This window comes from Cupriavidus sp. 01L415, from assembly GCF_056400065.1.
Genome location: NZ_JBFTSP010000030.1, coordinates 1 through 14735, shown reverse-complemented (window position 1 = coordinate 14735; position 14735 = coordinate 1). Strand labels below are relative to the sequence as shown.

The 14735-nt window shown below is 65.7% G+C and carries 12 protein-coding genes and 1 pseudogene; 7 read left to right on the top strand and 6 right to left on the bottom strand.

What is annotated here, in order from left to right:
* The 3 genes from nirD to AC1DOX_RS26275 are packed head-to-tail and all read left to right on the top strand — an operon-like array spanning position 1 to position 4448.
* A complete protein-coding gene (nirD, locus tag AC1DOX_RS26285; RefSeq protein ID WP_441621372.1) occupies positions 1-384 on the top strand; it encodes a nitrite reductase small subunit NirD in 384 nt (127 codons plus the stop codon).
* 47 nt (positions 385-431) lie between these two features.
* A complete protein-coding gene (locus AC1DOX_RS26280) occupies positions 432-1673 on the top strand; it encodes an NAD(P)/FAD-dependent oxidoreductase (protein WP_441621370.1) in 1242 nt (413 codons plus the stop codon).
* A 36-nt stretch (positions 1674-1709) separates the two neighbouring features.
* On the top strand, positions 1710-4448 hold the full coding sequence (locus tag AC1DOX_RS26275; RefSeq protein ID WP_441621368.1) for a molybdopterin-dependent oxidoreductase: 2739 nt from the start codon (positions 1710-1712) through the stop codon (positions 4446-4448).
* A 16-nt stretch (positions 4449-4464) separates the two neighbouring features.
* Here AC1DOX_RS26275 and AC1DOX_RS26270 read toward each other — a convergent pair whose 3' ends face one another.
* From AC1DOX_RS26270 to AC1DOX_RS26260, 3 genes are read right to left on the bottom strand one after another with little or no spacing between them, the layout of a single operon-like run.
* Complete coding sequence (locus AC1DOX_RS26270) at positions 4465-5490, bottom strand: MBL fold metallo-hydrolase (RefSeq protein WP_441621366.1); 1026 nt, start codon at positions 5488-5490, stop codon at positions 4465-4467.
* 26 nt (positions 5491-5516) lie between these two features.
* Positions 5517-6251, bottom strand: coding sequence for a nitroreductase (locus AC1DOX_RS26265; protein WP_441621364.1), 735 nt, complete (start codon positions 6249-6251; stop codon positions 5517-5519).
* 3 nt (positions 6252-6254) lie between these two features.
* Positions 6255-6803 (bottom strand): 4-hydroxylaminobenzoate lyase, encoded by a 549-nt coding sequence (locus tag AC1DOX_RS26260; RefSeq protein WP_441621486.1) that lies wholly within the window; start codon positions 6801-6803, stop codon positions 6255-6257.
* Positions 6804-6916: 113 nt separating this feature from the next.
* On the opposite strand from AC1DOX_RS26260, the gene AC1DOX_RS26255 reads away from it, so the two are divergent.
* From AC1DOX_RS26255 to AC1DOX_RS26240, 4 genes are all read left to right on the top strand, one after another.
* Positions 6917-7897: a LysR family transcriptional regulator gene (locus AC1DOX_RS26255; RefSeq protein WP_441621362.1), complete on the top strand. Its 981-nt coding sequence runs from the start codon at positions 6917-6919 to the stop codon at positions 7895-7897.
* A 144-nt stretch (positions 7898-8041) separates the two neighbouring features.
* Entirely contained in the window at positions 8042-8668 is a 627-nt protein-coding gene (locus AC1DOX_RS26250; RefSeq protein ID WP_092140088.1) for a helix-turn-helix transcriptional regulator, read from the top strand.
* Entirely contained in the window at positions 8658-9629 is a 972-nt protein-coding gene (locus AC1DOX_RS26245) for an ornithine cyclodeaminase family protein (protein ID WP_441621359.1), read from the top strand. The genes AC1DOX_RS26250 and AC1DOX_RS26245 overlap by 11 nt, the downstream gene beginning before the upstream one ends.
* Before the next feature lie 39 nt (positions 9630-9668).
* Entirely contained in the window at positions 9669-10637 is a 969-nt protein-coding gene (locus tag AC1DOX_RS26240) for a threo-3-hydroxy-L-aspartate ammonia-lyase (RefSeq protein WP_441621357.1), read from the top strand.
* A 72-nt stretch (positions 10638-10709) separates the two neighbouring features.
* On the opposite strand, the gene mdtD is transcribed toward AC1DOX_RS26240, so the two are convergent.
* The 3 genes and pseudogenes from mdtD to AC1DOX_RS26225 form a co-directional block, all read right to left on the bottom strand.
* On the bottom strand, positions 10710-12131 hold the full coding sequence (gene mdtD / locus AC1DOX_RS26235; RefSeq protein WP_441621355.1) for a multidrug transporter subunit MdtD: 1422 nt from the start codon (positions 12129-12131) through the stop codon (positions 10710-10712).
* A gap of 112 nt (positions 12132-12243) precedes the next feature.
* Positions 12244-14436 (bottom strand): TonB-dependent receptor family protein, encoded by a 2193-nt coding sequence (locus AC1DOX_RS26230; RefSeq protein ID WP_441621353.1) that lies wholly within the window; start codon positions 14434-14436, stop codon positions 12244-12246.
* 119 nt (positions 14437-14555) lie between these two features.
* A pseudogene (locus AC1DOX_RS26225) lies at positions 14556-14735 on the bottom strand (bifunctional UDP-4-keto-pentose/UDP-xylose synthase); the annotation flags it as partial.

Here is a 14735-nt window from a genome sequence, read left to right as displayed (position 1 = left end):
ATGAGCCAAGCCCACCATCCCGAAACCTGGACCGCAATCTGCACCTTGCGCGATATCGTGCCCAATACTGGTGTCTGCGCACTGGTCGACAAGACGCAAGTGGCGGTCTTCCGCCTCGGCCGCGGCGAAGACGTCTACGCCATCGCCAATTTCGATCCGAACTCGCAGGCCTCCGTGCTCTCGCGCGGCCTGGTCGGCAACCTCGGCGACCGCATCGTGGTGGCCTCGCCGATCTACAAGCACCACTTCGACCTGCGCACCGGCGAGTGCCTGGAAGCCCCGGAAAACTCGGTCGATGCCTACGCCGCCCGCGTCTACGACGGCAAGGTCTGGGTAGCCGCCACGGTGGTCAACCGCGAGGCCGAGGAAGAACTCGCGGCCTGACCCACGCATCACGAAACGATCCTCGCCCACGCGAACACGGAGACACCATGACGCCCCCCGCCACCTCCCACGCCAAACCCCGACTGGTCGTCGTCGGCAATGGCATGGCCGGCATGCGCACGGTCGAGGAACTGCTGAAGCTGGCGCCGGACCTGTACGACATCACGGTGTTCGGCGCCGAGCCGCACGGCAACTACAACCGCATCCTGCTCTCTCCGGTGCTGGCCGGCGAAAAGACCGTCGACGACATCATGCTCAACACCCGCGACTGGTACGTCCAGCACGGCATCGAGCTGCTGGCCGGCGACCCCGTCATTGCCATCGACCGTCCGCGCCGGATCGTGCGCGCCGCCTCGGGCAAGGAAGTCCGCTACGACCGCCTGCTGCTGGCCACCGGTTCCAAGCCGTTCATCCTGCCGGTGCCGGGCCACACGCTGGACGGCGTGATCGCGTTCCGGGACATCCAGGACGTGGAGACGATGCTGCACGCGGCGCGCAACCATCGCCACGCCGTGGTGATCGGCGGCGGCCTGCTGGGCCTGGAAGCCGCCAACGGCCTGCTGCGCCAGGGCATGGACGTCACCGTGGTGCACCTCGCCGACAGCCTGATGGAGCGCCAGCTCGACAAGCCCGCCGCCGCCCTCTTGAAGGTGGCGCTGGAGCGCAAGGGCCTGCGCTTCCTGCTGGGTGCGCAGACCGCCGGCCTCCTTGGCGAAGACCGCGTGACCGGCGTGCTGTTCAAGGACGGCAGCCAGATTCCGGCGGACCTGGTCGTGATGACCGCAGGCGTGCGCCCCAATATCGAACTGGCCGCCGGCGCCGGCCTGCGTTGCGAGCGCGCGATCGTCGTCGACGACACGCTCCAGACCTTCGATCCGCGCATCTACGCCGTGGGCGAATGCGTGCAGCATCGCCAGGCCACCTTCGGCCTGGTGGCCCCGATCTGGGATCAGGCGCGGGTCTGCGCGGCGCACCTCGCTGGTGCGGGCCATCGCCGCTACATACAGCAGGCCACGGCCACGAAGCTCAAGGTAACCGGGGTCGACCTGTATTCCGCCGGGGATTTCATCGGCAGCGAAGACAGCGAGGATCTGGTCCTGCGCGATCCGCGCCGTGGCGTCTACAAGCGGCTGGTGCTGCAGGACGGCCGGCTGGTCGGCGCGGTACTGTATGGCGATGTGCAGGACGGCCCGTGGTACTTCGACCTGATCCAGACGGGCAAGCCCATCGCCGCGCTACGCCAGCGCCTGCTGTTTGGCAGGGCGCAATGTGAGGCCCTGGCGGCCTGACCGATCCGTCCAGCCGCCACCGACCGAGAGAATTCCGTGAACCTGTCCGATATTGCGGTGGTATCCGCCACCCCCACCAAGACGACCGCGACGACCTGCCCCTACTGCGGCGTCGGCTGCGGCGTGCGCGCCACCGTGCGCGCGGACGGCCAGGTCGAGGTCAGCGGCGACGCCGACCACGCATCGAACTTCGGCCGGCTCTGCGTCAAGGGCTCCGCCCTTGGGGAAACCGTCGACCTGAACGGCCGCCTGCTGCACCCGCAGGTGCGCAACGCCGATGGCCAGCTGCACCGCGTGAGCTGGGATGACGCCCTCGACAAGGTGGCCGCCGGCTTCACGGACATCATCGCGAAGCACGGCCCCGACGCCGTGGCGCTGTACGTGTCCGGCCAGATCCTGACCGAGGACTACTACATCGCCAACAAGCTGATGAAGGGCTTCATCGGCACGGCCAATATCGATACCAACTCGCGCCTGTGCATGTCGTCGGCGGTGGCCGGCCACAAGCGCGCGTTTGGCGAAGACCTCGTCCCGTGCAGCTACGAGGACCTCGAGCAGGCGGACCTGGTGGTGCTGGTGGGCTCCAACACCGCGTGGTGCCACCCGATCCTGTTCCAGCGCCTGACGCGCGCCAAGGAAGCGCGGCCGGAGATGAAGATCGTGGCGATCGACCCGCGCCGCACCGCCACCTGCGAACTGGCGGACCTGCATCTGCCGCTGCGCGCCGGCACCGATGTGCGGCTGTTCAATGGCCTGCTCAGCTACCTCGCGCGCGAAGGCGCTGTCGACACCGCATTCGTCGCCGCCCATACGGCGGGCATGGAAGAGACCCTTGCCGTGGCCGAAGCCGGCGGCGCGGACATCGCCGCCATTGCCCGCGACTGCAAGCTCGATCCGCAGGACGTGCAGGCCTTCTACGCACTGTTTGCCGCCACGCCGCGCGCCGTGACGGCGTTCTCGATGGGCGTGAACCAGTCCTCGTCGGGCACCGACAAGGTCAACAGCATCATCAACTGCCACCTGCTCACGGGCCGCATCGGCAAGCCGGGCATGGGCCCGTTCTCGCTGACCGGGCAGCCCAACGCCATGGGCGGACGCGAAGTCGGCGGCCTGGCCAACATGCTGGCCGCGCATATGGAACTGGCCAATCCGGTCCATCGCGATATCGTGCAGGACTTCTGGCAGTCGCCGGCGATGGCCGACAAGCCGGGCCTGAAAGCCGTGGATCTGTTCGAAGCCATCGAGCAGGGCAAGGTCAAGGCCGTGTGGGTCATCGCCACCAATCCGGTGGTCAGCCTGCCCGACGCCGATCAGGCCCGCCGGGCGCTGGCCAAGTGCGAACTGGTGGTGACCTCGGACATCGTCACGCGCACCGACACCAACGATGCCGCCCACATCCTGCTGCCGGCGCTGGGCTGGGGCGAGAAAGACGGCACGGTCACCAACACGGAGCGCCGGATTTCGCGGCAGCGCGCGTTCCTGCCGGCACCGGGCGAGGCCCGCGCCGACTGGGCGATCCTGTGCGACGTGGCGCGCCGCATGGGCTTTGACGGCTTCGATTACGCCGGCCAGCACGAAATCTTCGACGAACACGCGCGCCTGAGCGCATGGCGCAATGGCGACGACACCGAAGGTCACGCGCCGCGCGCGTTCGACATCAGCGGCCTGGCCGGCCTCGGCAAGGATGCGTATGACGGGCTGGAACCGGTCCAGTGGCCCGTCCGGCCGGCCACGCCCGAAGGCACGCAGCGCCTGTTCCTGGACGGACGCTATGCGCATCCGGACGGCCGCGCACGCTTTATCGCCACCGCCCCGCGCGCGCCCGCCAATGCTGCCGACGATGACTTTCCGCTGATCCTCAACACGGGCCGCGTGCGTGACCAGTGGCACACCATGACGCGCACCGGCAAGGCCGCGCGACTGTCGGACCACCTGCCCGAGCCGTTCGTCGACATGCACCCGCAAGACGCGCTGCTCTGCGGCGTGGGCGAAGGCAAGCTCGCCCGCATCAGCAGCCGCTGGGGGGCGATGGTCGCCCGCGTGCGATTTGGCGGCGGCATCCCGCGCGGCAGCGTGTTCGTGCCCATTCACTGGAACGGCCAGTTCAGCTCCGACGCGCGGGTCGGTGCGCTGGTGAACCCGGCGGTCGATCCGGTTTCCGGCGAACCCGAGTTCAAGCACACCCCGGTCCGCGTGGAGGAGTTCCGCGTGTCGTGGCATGGCTTTGTGCTGAGCCGCAACGACCTGCCCGCCGACGCCCTGACGTACTGGACGCGCGTCCAGGGCAAGCAGTTCCAGCGCTACGAATTCGCGGGCCGCGAAGCCATCGCCGATCGCTCGGCATGGGCACGCGAACTGCTGGGCGTGCACGATGCCGACGCCGACTGGCTCGAATACGAAGACCGCACCGCGGGCGTCTATCACGCGGGCTACGTGGTCGACGACAGGCTGGTGGCCTGCGTATTCGTCTCCACGCGCACGGACCTGCCCTCGCGCGCCTGGCTGTCGCAGCTATTCAGCCAGGGCCGCCTGGAAGACAGCGACCGCATCGGCCTGCTGCTGGGCCAGCCGATGGAGAAAGGCGCCGACGCCGGTCCCACCGTCTGCTCCTGCTTTGGCGTGGGCCGCAACACGATCTGCGACGCCGTGCGCGAGCACGACCTCAAGACCCCGGCGGAAATCACGGCGTGCGTGAAAGCCGGCGGCAACTGCGGATCGTGCGTGCCGGAGTTGAAGAAACTGCTGGTGGAGATTCGAGTGGCGGAGGTGGCTTAAACCATGCGATGGCAGGCTACAAACCGGTGTAGACCATTTTTGTAAATTGTTCGCCGCTGAATACGAAATTTCCCCATTTGGCGTCGAAGGCGGCAGTTGGCTTGGCGGCGATGATCTCGTCAAGCGACTTGCCTTGTTTTTTCAGCGCGGCCACGTTGTTGCGCACCGTGACCAGCATGTCGCGAAACTCAATCAGTTGGGTCCGCGTGCCTACCGCCCCGTGACCGGGAATGACGATGGTGTGGTCGGTCGTCCGTGCCACTGCCTTGTTGGCCCATTGAATCGCGCCGTCGATACTGCCGCCATCTTCATTATCGATATACGGATAAATCCCGTTCCAGAAGGTATCGCCGAGCGCCAATACATCCGCCTTCTTGAAGTAGACCCACAGGTCTCCGTCAGTATGGCCGTGGCCGAAGTTCTCCACTTCGACCGGGGTTCCCGCAAAGCTGAATGTCTTCTCGTCATGGACCAGCAGTGTGGGGCGCGCTGCTTCCGGCACCGGATCGAAAGTCCAGTTCCACGCATTCACATGCGTCCTTTCGGTCAAATGCCTGAAAGTATTTTCTTGCGCGACGATCGTGGCGCCCGCCGCATGCATCCAGGCATTGCCGTCCGTATGATCCCAGTGCCAATGGGTATTCACCACATACCTGAGCGGTCCCGCTCCAATTTCTTCGAGCGCCGCCTGTAGTTTCTTCTGTGACTTGCTGATTCCGGCGTCAACCAGGAATTTTCCTTCCTTGCCGGAAAGAACAGTGATGTTTCCGCCGGATCCCATCAGGACGGTGATATTGCCGCGCAAGGATTTCGCGACAATATCCGCGTCGGCGCGGCGCAGATATCTCGCGCCTGCACCAGTATGAAAATAATCGTCTGGCGTAGCGCTCTCGGCAGGCGCTGCCTGATTGACGGCATCGGATGCGGTCGCCGCAAGGAGAGGCAAGGAGCCGAGGGCAATGTTGATGGCTAACAGCAACAACAGCTTGAAAACAGCATTCATTTTGCTACCCGGCTCTTCGAATTTGAAAGCTTGGATCATCTTGATACCTGCAGTGAAACCTGGGATCAGTCAGCGAGTGGAAATGGCGATATGGCGGGAAACCCCAGGATGCGCGCGAAGTCCTGCACGCGCTCCCGCGGCATCCTTGTCTGATTCACCCTGGCTTCCGGGTCTCCGTATCCCATGGATATACCGAAGGCGGTGATTTCCTCCGGTGGCATGTGCAGATGCGATGCGATCAGGTCATGAAACGGTGCGAAGGCAACCTGCGGGCAGGTGTCGATACCGCGCGCTTTCGCCGCGATCATCAGGTTCTGCGCGAACAGGCCGATGTCGATCCAGCTGTGCGGCTTCAGTCTGCGGTCGATGGTGATGATGAGACCCACCGGCGCGCCGAAGAATGAGAAATTCCGCTCGGTCTGGCGCATGCGCGCCGGGGTGTCGCCGCGGTCGATCCCGAGCGAAGTGTAGTAACGCGCCCCGAAGTCAGTGAGTCTCGTGCGGAATACGTCCGGCAACGGCTCAGGAAAATGGGCCGGTGCGGGTGCGGTCCCGGCGCGGTGGGCGGCCACCAGGATGTCAGCCAATTCATCCTTGACTGCGCCGCTGACCACATACACCCGCCAGGGCTGAATGTTGGCCCCGCTTGGGGCGGTCGCAGCCTCCTCCAGGATCTGTTCCACGAGTTCCCGGCGCAGCGGCTCAGGCCTGAAGGCGCGAACCGACCGCCGGGCATTTACGACGCCTGCGACGCATCTCGCGACCGCCTCCTGAGACCATTCCATTGCTGTCTGAGTCATGGGCTACTCCTGCGGGACCTCATGGTAGGAAATCCGACCAGAAGGCAGGAAGAACAGCGCGATCACGGCGCCGCCCTTCGCTTCCGGATAGTGATGGCTGCCCGGCGCCGGGGCGGTCCAGCCTTCAGAACACCAGCCATTCGGCCCGTTCAGGACGGCACCTGGATCCAGTGGGACGACCATGTTGAACTCGCCATAGGGATGACCGTGGTATTGCCCTCGGAATCGATGGTCGGGATGCCCTTGCTTGTTGCCGGTGCTATCCATGTACACAGCGGTGATGCTGAAGTGGAGCGTGCGCTCGGAGGGCTCTGAGATGCGACTGCGGCGGTAGGTTGAGCCTTCGATCTTGATATTGGCTGCCCAGCCGTCCTCCACGCCCTTCCTTACCAGGCGAGACAAGGTTTGGTAGAGCTCGCTGTCAGGCCCGTACTTCTGGTTTAGCCAGTGCTCGACCGCGGTGCCAGCGGTCAGGTCCTTCACTTCCTCAAGGAAGGGGATGCAGCGCTCGATCAGCGCTTCTCGATCGTTGTTGAGGTGTTCGGCCGTCATGGTGTCCTTTCCTGCCCAATGGTTGGACATCATCATGCGTCAACCCTGAATTGAATGGAATTGATGTCTATGCAATTGCATAATGCATGGGATTCAATGAACGGAGCGCGAACATGAGCATCGGCCGCACGGACCTGAACCTGTTGAAAGTGTTCGAGGCCGTCTACGAGGAGCGCAATCTGATTCTGGCGGGCAAGCGCCTCAATCTCACGCAATCGGCGGTCAGCCACGCGCTCCGAAGGCTGCGCGAGCTGGTTGGCGACGAGCTGTTCATGCGCATGGGCAAGGGCATGGTGCCGACCGGCCGTGCAACGGCGATGGCGCCAACCCTGTTGGACTCACTGCGCCGCATCGAGGGCGCCTTGGGCGTGGAGCCGTTTTCTCCTGATCAATCCCGGCGGCGATTCGTCATCGCGGCGAACGATCACGTCACTGAAGTGATCGTTGCGCCCTTGTCCCGCGCGCTGCAAAAGGCTGCCCCGGGAGTCGACCTCGTTATCCGGCCGTCCACGCGGCTGGACCTGGCCGAGCAGATCGACCTGGGACGCATCGATCTTGCCATCGGCATCTTTTCTCAGGTTCCACCTCGCCTGAACTCGCAAACGCTGATGTCCCAGGGAGAGTCCATCCTGATGTGGAAGGGACATCCCGCTTCCCGCCGGAAGCTCACACTCCGCGACCTCGCCAAGTACCCGCTTGTCACCCTGTCCGTCGGCGGGCAGGAGGAAGGCGCGGTAGGCGGGTTCATCGTCGAGCGCGGCCTCGCGCGCCAGTCGGAGATGTTCGACCGGCGGGCGTTGGAGACGGCTTTCCTTCAGTCGGAGGAGATGCCTCGGTTGAGAGTCACCGTCCCGCACTCGCTCGCCATTCCGGCGTTGCTTCGTGATACAGACATGCTGTCCATCGTGCCCGCGTCCCTGGCCATGGCGCTGATAAAAAGCGGCGACCTGATTCGCCGGCAGCCGCCGTACCAGGCTGGAACCGAGACCATGCGCGCGGTTTGGCATGGCCGCGACGACCACGACGTGGGTCACGCCTGGCTGCGCAAGATGATCGCAGAGACAGCCCGAACCGCAGAAAAGGCGCTCGCGTAGCACGTCCGCTTTCCCCCCAACACCGTGTGCCGACGCCAGCACAGCCAAAACGCCAGGGGGAATTTCGCCCTCCTCACCCACCTTGACATTTTGTCTATTTATTTACAAAATGCTCAAACGCCTTCCTCCTGCATGTCAGATCCCATGCCACAACGGACCGCTGAGCAGCGCCTCCTGCTCGAACAGATCAACCAGATCGCCGACGGCCTCGGCCAGACGTTTGCGCCGTTCTGCGAGGTCGTGGTGCACGACCTGCTGGAACCCGAGCAGTCGATTCTCGCCATCCACAACAACCTGTCGGGCCGTGCCGTAGGGGAACCCACCACCGAGATCGGGCAGGCGCGCATCACCGATCCGGACTTCCCTCAAATACTCACCAATTACGCCAACCAGTTTGCCGATGGCCGGCAGGCCAAGAGCACGTCGATCGGCATCAAGGACAGCAGCGGCCGCTATATCGCCGCGTTGTGCATGAATGTGGATCTGACGCTGTTCCGCAGCCTGCAGGTGGCCATGGGGCAGTTTGTGCAAACCGCCACCGAGGGACCAAGGGAAACACTCGACCCCGCCGGCACCGACGCCATCCGGGCGCGCATCGATGAATTTGCCGCCCGGCTGGCCACCACCCCGCGCTCACTCAAGACCGAGGACCGGCGAGCCTTGCTCGGCGAGCTGAAGGCATCCGGCCTGCTTGATGTGCGACGCGCCATGGAAACCGTCGCGGCACATCTCGGCGTGTCGCGCGCATCGGTCTACAGCTATGCCCGCTGACGCCCAACTCCTGCTGCTCGACAAACACGCCGTCGAGGCGGCGCTCCAACCCGATGACGTACTCGCCGCCGTGCGCGAGGCCTTCGTGCTGCATAGCCATCGCGAAGGCCGCGTGTTTCCCGTGATCCGCGAGAAGCTGGCCACGGGCGGTGTCTTCGGCATCAAGGCTGGCGACGTCGGCAAGCAGAACCTGCTCGGCTTCAAGGCCGCCGGTTTCTGGCCCGGCAATCGCACCCTTGGCGGGGACACGCATCAGGCCACGATCATGCTGGTGGACCCGGCCACGGGCCGACCGGTCTGCATCCTCGATGGCAACGCCATCACCACGGCACGTACCGGCGCGGCCGGTGGCGTCGGGCTCGCGGAACTGGCGCGTCCCGACAGCGCGCGGCTCTGCGTGTTCGGCACCGGCGTGCAAGCGCGCATCCAGGTGGCCTATGCCTTGCGGATGCTGCCCGCACTGAAGCACGTGCGCTATGTCAGCTCGCAGGGTGTCCGCCATCCGGAGTTCGAAGCCGCATTCAGCGGCCAGTGCGAGATTGCGCTGGCCACCGACCGCAATGCGGCCGTGGCGGACAGCGACGTGATCATTACCGCCACCCCGGGCGGCGGCCCGTTGTTTGACGCGCAAGCCGTGCAGCCCGGCACGCACCTGAACTGTGTGGGCGCCGATACCGACGGCAAGCGCGAGTTGCCTCAGGGACTGCTGGCGCGCGCGAAAGTCTTTGTCGACGACCGCGAGCAGGCGCGCCGGATCGGCGAATGCCAGTGGGCGCCGGAACTGCCCTGCACCGAGATCGGCGACCTGTTGACGGCCCGGGCGACGATCGATCGCCAGCCCACGGACATTACCGTTTTCGACATGACCGGCCTGGCGCTCCAGGACCTGACCGTCGCCCGCTTTCTCCACGAACGGGCCATCGCCGACGGCGCCGGCACGCGCCTGGCCTGGCCTTGGTAATCCGATCGAATCCCTCCTCTCTCCACTTGCCCTCTTGCCATGACGACCTTGCAACTGCCCACCTACGCCGACGTCGAAGCCGCCGCAAAGCGCCTTGAAGGCTATGCCAACCGCACCCCGGTGAACACATCTCGCACGCTCAACGACATGCTCGGCGCCGAAGTCTTCATCAAATGCGAGAACTTCCAGCGCATGGGCGCCTTCAAGTTCCGTGGCGCTTTCAATGCCTTGTCGAAGTTCACGCCTGAGCAGCGCAAGGGCGGCGTGGTCGCGTTCTCTTCGGGCAACCATGCACAAGGCATCGCACTCTCCGCAAAGCTGCTGGGCATGCCAGCCACGATCGTGATGCCGCACGACGCGCCGGCTGCCAAGGTGGCGGCCACCAAGGGCTACGGCGCCAACGTGGTGATCTATGACCGCTACAAGGAAGATCGCGAAGCCATCGGCCGCGATCTGGCCGAAAAGCACGGCATGACGCTGATCCCACCGTACGACCACCCGGACGTGCTGACCGGCCAGGGCACCGCCGCAAAGGAACTGTTCGAGGAAGTGGGCGCGCTCGACGCGCTGTTCGTGCCGCTCGGCGGTGGCGGCCTGCTCTCGGGCACCGCGCTGACCACGCGTGCGCTGGCCCCGCAATGCCAGCTCTATGGCGTCGAGCCCGAGGCCGGCAATGACGGCCAGCAATCGTTGCGCAGCGGCTCGATCGTCCATATGGACACGCCGAAGACGATCGCCGACGGCGCGCAGACGCAGCACCTGGGCAACTACACGTTCGGCATCATCAAGCGCGATGTCACCGACATCCTCACCGCAACGGACGCGCAGCTCGTGACAGCGATGCGCTTCTTCGCCGAACGCATGAAGATGATCGTGGAACCGACTGGCGCCCTGGGCCTGGCCGCCGCGATGCAGATGAAGGACGCGCTCAAGGGCAAGCGCGTTGGCGTGATCGTCAGCGGCGGCAATGTCGATATCGCGTGGTTCTGCGAGCTGATGGCGAGGTAAAAGGCCTCACGGTTTTCTCCGCTCTCGCATTGGATGGGAGAGCGGAGCGAATAGCCGCCGCACCTGCCCTGCCTACACTTCCTCCGACGGCTGCGCCCGAGGCGCTTCCGTGGCCCGCTCGGCTTCGAGCTGCATGAAGATCCACGCCGAGGCCGACGTGATCAGCCCCACGCAGATGAACGTGGCGTGAAACGCGGGCAGGACGTCCATCTGGTGTGATCCGATGCCGGACTGGAACGTGGTCAGTAGCGCCCCGGCGCTCGTCACTGCCAGGCTCATCGACAGCATCTGCACCATCGACAGCATACTGTTGCCGCTGCTGGCGTTGCTTCCCGTTAGATCCTTCAGCGTCACCGTATTCATCGCCGTGAACTGGATCGAATTCACCATGCCGAATATCGCCAGCTGGACCAACGTCAGCGCCAGCGGACGACCGGGCGCGATCAGCGCGAACGATGCCATCACCAGCCCCACGGCAAACGTGTTGCCCACCAGCACGCGCCGGTAGCCGTAGCGCTCGATCAGGCTCGTGGCCAGCCGCTTGGAGGCCATGCCCGTGGCGGTCACGGGCAACATCATCAGGCCGGCATCGAACGGCGAATACCCCAGGCTCACCTGCAGCGTCAGCGGGATCAGGAACGGCATGGCGCCGTTGCCGATCCGTGCGAACAGGTTGCCGAGCAGGCCCACGCTGAAGGCATGGATCCGGAACAGCTTCAGCGAGAAAAGCGGCTGGCGGCGCTTGTTGGCGTGGAGCACATACGCGGTCAGCGCGGCCATGCTGCCGATCAGCAGCATCAGCACCGTGGCGTGCTGGAAGCCCATCTCCGCCAGCCCGTCGAGGGAAAACGACAACGTCACCATGGCCGTCGCCAGCAGCGCATAGCCGCCGAGATCGAACCGACCCATGCCCGGCAGGCGCGAATTGGGCATGTAGCGGATGGTGGCGAGCGCGCCGATGATGCCCACCGGCACGTTGATCAGGAAGATCCAGTGCCACGAGAAGGTCTGCGTCAGCCAGCCACCGAGCGTCGGGCCGATCAGCGGACCGATCATGCCGGGGATGGCGACGAAACTCAGCGCTTGCAGATATTGCTCGCGCGGAAACGTCCGCAGCACGGAGAGGCGACCCACCGGCAGCAGCATCGCCCCGCCGACGCCCTGCACCACGCGCGCGGCCGTCAGGAATGGCAGCGTCGGCGCCCATGCGCATAACAGCGACCCAAGCACGAACAGGCCAATCGCGGTCTGGAAAATCGTGCGGGTGCCGAAGCGGTCGGCCAGCCAGCCGGAGGCCGGGATGATCACGGCCATCGTCAGCGAATAGGCGATGATCACCGACTGCATGCGCAGCGGGCTTTCGCCGAGGCTGCGCGCCATGGAGGGCAAGGCGGTGTTGACGATCGTCGAATCGAGCGTCTGCATGAAGAAGCCGACGGCGACCACCCACAGCATGATGCGTAGCTTGGGGTCGCTGGGCATGGACGAGGACATGACGGTGTCTGCGGTACCGGAAGAAACCGCCACCTTAGGCCGGGCACGCGCGGATGGCAAGTCGGTCACAGGGCGGGATCGGTTCGGGATGGCCGGGCAACGGCGGTGGCGTCTACATCGCGGCCCGCAAGCCCACGAAGAACCGTCGCCCCGGCGCAGGCTCGAAATACCGGCCGTTGGCCTCGTTGACGATCACCGATCCGATGTAATGCCGGTCAGCCACGTTGTCGATGCGGCCGAAGACGTAAAGCTGCGTGACGCCCACCTTGAATGTGTAGCCCGTCTTCAGGTTAACGATGAAGTAACCGGGCGCCGCCTGGGTATTGAGATCGTCCGCGTAGACCTTGCTGTCGGCCTTGGCTTCCACGCCGACCATCCACTGGCCCCAGGGCCGGTAGGTCACCTCGGCGCCAAAGCTGTGCCGCGCGGTGCCGGGCAGCCGGTTGCCGGCCGCCACCGGTGCACCCTGCGCGTTGACGAATGCTTCGCCGAAGTAGGCATCGAGGTAGGTATAGGCCAGCCCCGCCGCCAGCCGCTGTGCCGCGCCGAACACGCCGTGCCAGCCCAGCTCCAGCCCGCGCCGCCGCACGCCGTCCACGTTCTGGTAGACGGTCCGGCCGTTGTCGTTGGAAAGCGGCACGATCTCGCTATGGCTGTCGGCATCGAACAGCGCCGCCTCCAGCCGTTGCCCGCCCGCTTGCCACTTGACGCCGATCTCGCCCTGCCGGCTGGTTGACGCCTGCAGGCCGAGATTCGATCCCACCCCGCCGGGGCCGTAGGCCACTTCGGTCAGCGTCGGCGATTCGAAACCACGGCCGAGGTTGGCGTAGACGTTGACGGTGTCGTGCGCGTGCCAGACCACGCCGAGGACCGGGCTGACATTGTGATAGGTGGAGGTGCCGCTGTCGTCCGGGCTGGCCGCCGTCACGAAGTGGTCATCGATCCGCAGCCGGACCATGCTCGCGCGCAACCCGCCGACCAGTTCCCAGGCCGGGTCGACGGACCAGTTGAATTGCGCAAAGGCACCGTAGTCGGCGGCCTCGTCGGTCTCGTCGCGCCGCAGCGCGCCCTGCTGGCCGTTGTCGTTGACATAGCCGTGGCGGCCGTCGCGCATGCCGTTGGCCTCGATCCCCGCGGTCCATTGCAGCGGCAGGCCATTTGCGGTCATCTTGCGCGTCCACGACAACGCGCCGCCCCCGTAGGTCCGGTCCAGGTCGACGATCCCGCCCGCCGAACTCGGAGCGGCGCCACTGAACCCCAGCCGCTGCGTAAGCTGCCGCCCGCCGCCGTAGAGCCGGAAATTCAGGCTGTCCTGATCGGTCAACTGATGCTCCACCAGCACGCCGGCCTGGGTCTGCTCGACCTCCTTGCCGGTGTTGAACTGCGTGGCGGCCGGCACGGCCTGGCGCGGATTGGCCTCGGCCTGCGCGCGCGTCAGCCCGAGCGGGTCCTCGGCCAGCGGCTGGTTGAAGTAGTTGAACTGGCCGGTGATCTTCGTTGCCGTCGTCGGCTGGGCCACGATCTTCGCGTTGAGCTGGTAGCGGCGCGCGGCACTGTGGTCGCGATAACCATCGGTCTGGTAGGTCCACGCGTCCAGCGCGCCGCCAAGCTTGTCGTTGCCGCCCGCCAGCGATACGCCGGCCTGCCACTGGCCGTCGGAGCCGAAGCCCGTCGACGCCCGCCCCGTGAAACCGGACTTGGGCGGATCTGGCGTGAACACCTGCACCACGCCGCCCGACGCATTGCCATACATCTGCGCAAACGGACCGCGCAGCACCTCCACGCGGCTGGCGTTGGCCAGGTCGAACGTGGATGCCTGGCCCTGCCCGTCCGGCATCGTGGCGGGAATGCCATCGACAAACAGCCGGACCCCGCGCACGCCAAAGGTGGAGCGGCTGCCAAAGCCGCGCACCGCGATCTGAAGATCCTGGGAATAGTTCTGCCGATCCCGCACCGCAATACCGGGCACGGTCAGCGTCAGTTCGGACAGGCTGACCAGCGGCGATGTGGCCGTAAAGGGATCGACGGGAATGCTGTCGACGGCGGCCGGCGCGTCAAAGCGGCGCTGCTCGCTGCGGCTGGCGCTGACCACCACGTCGGGCAAGGTCGCGTCGTCGGCGAGCTGGGGTTGGGCCTGGGCCTGGGATGAAACCGTGAAGAGAACGCCAAAGGCGCTGGCAAGGGCGGAAGGGATGATGCGCCCGGCGGCTGTCGGGCCGTGGCGCCGGGGGGAGGCTTGCGGGGAGCGGGTGGGTTCCCGTCCTGTCGATCGGTCTGGGTAGCGGGGCCTGCCGGTGGCGTGCATGGGGGCGCGTTCCGATGAGTAGACACCTCGCGCGCGGGGTGGCGCGCGAGGCATAGTCTACCTGCAGACGCGCCGGCGTGACCGCCGGCAAAACCGGAGGGGATGAGCCGGTCGCGGGCTCAGTTRTCSGCGTCGACCAGCGTGCGGGCKTCCACCACCTTGTCGCGGTAAGCCTCGAAGATGCGGCGCAGGGCCTGCTCCATCGTCACCTGCGGCTTCCAGCCCAGTTCCTCGATCGTATTGTCGATCTTCGGCACGCGGTGCTGCACGTCCTGGTAGCCCTTGCCGTAGAACTCGCC

What these genes read in the sequence shown, in the direction of transcription:
- nirD (WP_441621372.1), top strand. Translation starts at nt 1, where the DNA reads ATGAGCCAAGCCCACCATCCCGAAACCTGGACCGCAATCTGCACCTTG.
- AC1DOX_RS26280 (WP_441621370.1), top strand. Translation starts at nt 432, where the DNA reads ATGACGCCCCCCGCCACCTCCCACGCCAAACCCCGACTGGTCGTCGTC.
- AC1DOX_RS26270 (WP_441621366.1), bottom strand. Translation starts at nt 5,490, where the DNA reads ATGATCCAAGCTTTCAAATTCGAAGAGCCGGGTAGCAAAATGAATGCT.
- AC1DOX_RS26265 (WP_441621364.1), bottom strand. Translation starts at nt 6,251, where the DNA reads ATGACTCAGACAGCAATGGAATGGTCTCAGGAGGCGGTCGCGAGATGC.
- AC1DOX_RS26260 (WP_441621486.1), bottom strand. Translation starts at nt 6,803, where the DNA reads ATGACGGCCGAACACCTCAACAACGATCGAGAAGCGCTGATCGAGCGC.
- AC1DOX_RS26255 (WP_441621362.1), top strand. Translation starts at nt 6,917, where the DNA reads ATGAGCATCGGCCGCACGGACCTGAACCTGTTGAAAGTGTTCGAGGCC.
- AC1DOX_RS26250 (WP_092140088.1), top strand. Translation starts at nt 8,042, where the DNA reads ATGCCACAACGGACCGCTGAGCAGCGCCTCCTGCTCGAACAGATCAAC.
- AC1DOX_RS26245 (WP_441621359.1), top strand. Translation starts at nt 8,658, where the DNA reads ATGCCCGCTGACGCCCAACTCCTGCTGCTCGACAAACACGCCGTCGAG.
- AC1DOX_RS26240 (WP_441621357.1), top strand. Translation starts at nt 9,669, where the DNA reads ATGACGACCTTGCAACTGCCCACCTACGCCGACGTCGAAGCCGCCGCA.
- mdtD (WP_441621355.1), bottom strand. Translation starts at nt 12,131, where the DNA reads ATGTCCTCGTCCATGCCCAGCGACCCCAAGCTACGCATCATGCTGTGG.
- AC1DOX_RS26230 (WP_441621353.1), bottom strand. Translation starts at nt 14,436, where the DNA reads ATGCACGCCACCGGCAGGCCCCGCTACCCAGACCGATCGACAGGACGG.